Raw genomic sequence first — 2,832 nt, forward strand, 5'->3', positions numbered from 1 at the left:
CCAAGCGCGACAAGATCCGTTTGATCTCCACCGCCGGCACCGGTCACTTCTACACGACCGACAAGAACAAGAAGAACACGCCGGACAAGATGGAAGTCAAGAAATACGACCCGGTCGTGCGCAAGCACGTGCCGTACAAGGAAGGCAAGATCAAGTAATCCGCTGGCCCTTGGCCCGATGCGGATCGCGTCCCGGATTCCTCGGGATCGGATCATGAAAGGCCCGCCGCAAGGCGGGCTTTTTCGTTTCCCGTGCTGCAGGGCGTACGGAGTTGCCGCTCGGCTCGGCGACCGGCACGGCGTTGAGGCGCGCGCAACGTCGTGAGCGAGGAGTGCCCGATGCGTGTCCAGGTGGGTTGCGGCAGGCTGCGACCATCGGAGCGGAGGCATCCTGCCTCGCGTGATGGCCGCAGCTGCAGCGAATCGAGCCTAACGCGCGTTGGCACTTCGAATAAGCTGTAACAAGTCACAGCTGCCACGCCGATCGAAAAGTCCATCGCGCGCCGGCGCTCCCCAATCCTCTTGATCCGCCGGACAACAACAAGGCATGTCGCCAGGGTCGATCCATCGACTCGTCGACGGAAGCAGAAACACGCGAACGACGCGCACAAAAAACCCGCCGATCGGCGGGTTCGTTGTGGTCATGTCCGACGCCTCGTCAAACCGCGTCGCCTTGCAGACGATACCCTTTCAATCGCGCTGCGAAATCGCCGAGCGCGCGAATGCCGGTCGCTTCGGCCTCGACGCACCACTCGCGCAACGCATCGATCATGCTGTCGGCATTGCGACCGCTGCGCTGTTCGGTGAGCGCCGCCAGACGTGCGCGGAATTCGCACACCGTGCGCAGTTGCGGGTGCTTTTCGGTGAACGCGGTCAGGCGTTCGCGTGACGACGCGTCGAGCCAGCGTCCGCCGTTGCCCAGCGCGAGACGGAGCTTGCGCGGCAGATCCTTGATGCCTGCGCCCGCGCGCCCTGCTTCTTCCCGCAGGGTCGGAGCGATCACGCCACGGAAGTAGTCGCTCATCACATGAAAGCGGTGCGCGAGCACAGCCTTTGCCGTGTCGGCGTCGGGTAGGGACACGTTCGGACGAATATCGAGACTCGGTGCGACGCGCAGCACCTTGGCCAGACCGAGCGTCTCGAACGTACGGATTGCCGCCCAGCCGATGTCGAATTCGAATTTGCGCAGTGCGAACTTCGACGAACTCGGAAACGCGTGGTGGTTGTTGTGCAGCTCTTCGCCACCCAGCCAGATTGCCCACGGTGTGAGGTTGGTCGCAGTGTCCGCTGTTTCGAAGTTGCGATAACCCCACCAGTGGCCGACGCCATTGACCACGCCGGCGGCCCAGAACGGGATCCAGATCATCTGCATTGCCCAGAGCGCGATGCCGACGACGCCAAACAGCAGGAAGTTCAGTACGAGGAACATCCCGACGCCGAGGATCGTGTACGGCGTGTAGAGCTTGCGCTCGATCCAGTCGTCCGGCGCGCCGATGCCATACTTGTCCATGTCCTCGCGATTGAGGCTCGCCGTGCGATAGAGATCGACGCCGTCGAACAGCACCTTGTTGAGGCCATACACCTGCGGGCTGTGCGGATCTTCGTCCGTCTCGCACTTCGCATGATGCTTGCGGTGAATCGCGACGTATTCCTTCGTGTTGATTCCCGTGGAAAACCACGACCAGAACCGGAAGAAATGCGCGAGCGCCGGATGGAATTCGACGCCACGGTGCGACTGGCTGCGGTGCAGGTAGAGGGTCATCGTGAAGATCGTCAACTGCGTGACGACCAGACCGAAGATGACCCATGTGCCCCAGGAAGCCTGGGTAAGCCCGCGTGAAGCGAAGGAGACGATGGATTCGAACATGAATGGCGTTGGATGGGTGGGACGGAAAGTCCACTATACCCGCACACTTATGGTGTCGCCACGGCCCTGCTGCAAGGTCCCCTGCCAGAGTGTGTGACCCTGTTGGCATCACGGTGCTTGCCGCGGCAGCCCCGGAACCGGAACAATCGCGATTCGTGAACAGCCCTCCCCCTGCAACGCTCGTGCTTGAACGCGTCACCCGCCGTCTGGCGGGGCGTGTGGCCGTGTCCGGTCTCGACCTGACAGTCTCGCGTGGCGAGGTCCTCGGACTCCTCGGCGTCAACGGTGCCGGCAAGACGACCACCCTGCGGATGATGGCGGGAGTCCTCGCGCCAAGTGAAGGCAAGGTGCTGCTTGGGGGAGCCAATCTCCATGAACAGCCGGAGCTTGGTCGCCGACGGATCGGCTACCTTCCCGAAACACCACCGCTGCATGCCGAGCTGACCGCCGACGAATACCTCTCGTTCTGTGTCCGCCTGCATGGCGTTGCGCGCGCCGCCGTGCGCGCTGCCGTTGACCGAGTGGTCGAGCGCTGCGAACTGGGCGAGGTGCGCCGCAGACCGATGGCGACTCTCTCAAAGGGATTCCGCCAGCGGGTCGGCATCGCCCAGGCGATCGTGCACGAACCCGAACTGATCGTGCTGGACGAACCTGCGTCCGGGCTCGATCCGGTCCAGGCCCTGTCGCTGCGCGAACTGGTGCGCGGGCTCGGCCGCGACCACGCGGTCGTGCTTTCCACCCATGTGCTTCCGGATGTGCTCGCCTGCTGCGATCGTGTCGCCATCCTTCATCGCGGCGAACTGCGCCACGTGGGGCCGCTTCGTTCGGAAGCAGGTGGGCTGTTCCGCGTTGGCGTCAGCCGGTCGATGAGTGACGCCGACTGGTCGACCCTGTCGCACGTTGCTGCGGCGGATGCGATCGACGGACGGCACTGGCGCGTGCGACTGAAGCCTGGAGTGAGTGTGA

Annotated in this window: 3 protein-coding genes; 2 read left to right on the forward strand and 1 reads right to left on the reverse strand. The window is 63.6% G+C overall.

Annotated elements, in window-relative coordinates:
• On the forward strand, positions 1 to 158 hold a 158-nt coding region (gene rpmG, locus ABIV12_RS15205), incomplete at its 5' end, for a 50S ribosomal protein L33 (RefSeq protein WP_348060834.1).
• Between the two features lie 499 nt (positions 159 to 657).
• Here the strand turns inward: rpmG and ABIV12_RS15210 are convergent.
• Positions 658 to 1,866 (reverse strand): fatty acid desaturase, encoded by a 1,209-nt coding sequence (locus tag ABIV12_RS15210; RefSeq protein WP_348060830.1) that lies wholly within the window; start codon positions 1,864 to 1,866, stop codon positions 658 to 660.
• Positions 1,867 to 2,021: 155 nt separating this feature from the next.
• On the opposite strand from ABIV12_RS15210, the gene ABIV12_RS15215 reads away from it, so the two are divergent.
• A partial coding sequence (locus ABIV12_RS15215) for an ABC transporter ATP-binding protein (RefSeq protein WP_348060832.1) occupies positions 2,022 to 2,832 on the forward strand: 811 nt, incomplete at its 3' end.

The organism is Dokdonella sp. (assembly GCF_039926425.1).
GTDB lineage: Bacteria > Pseudomonadota > Gammaproteobacteria > Xanthomonadales > Rhodanobacteraceae > Dokdonella_A.

Bases quoted from the DNA above. Each gene is read 5' to 3' on its own strand.
- ABIV12_RS15210 (WP_348060830.1), bottom strand. From the start codon at position 1,866: ATGTTCGAATCCATCGTCTCCTTCGCTTCACGCGGGCTTACCCAGGCT.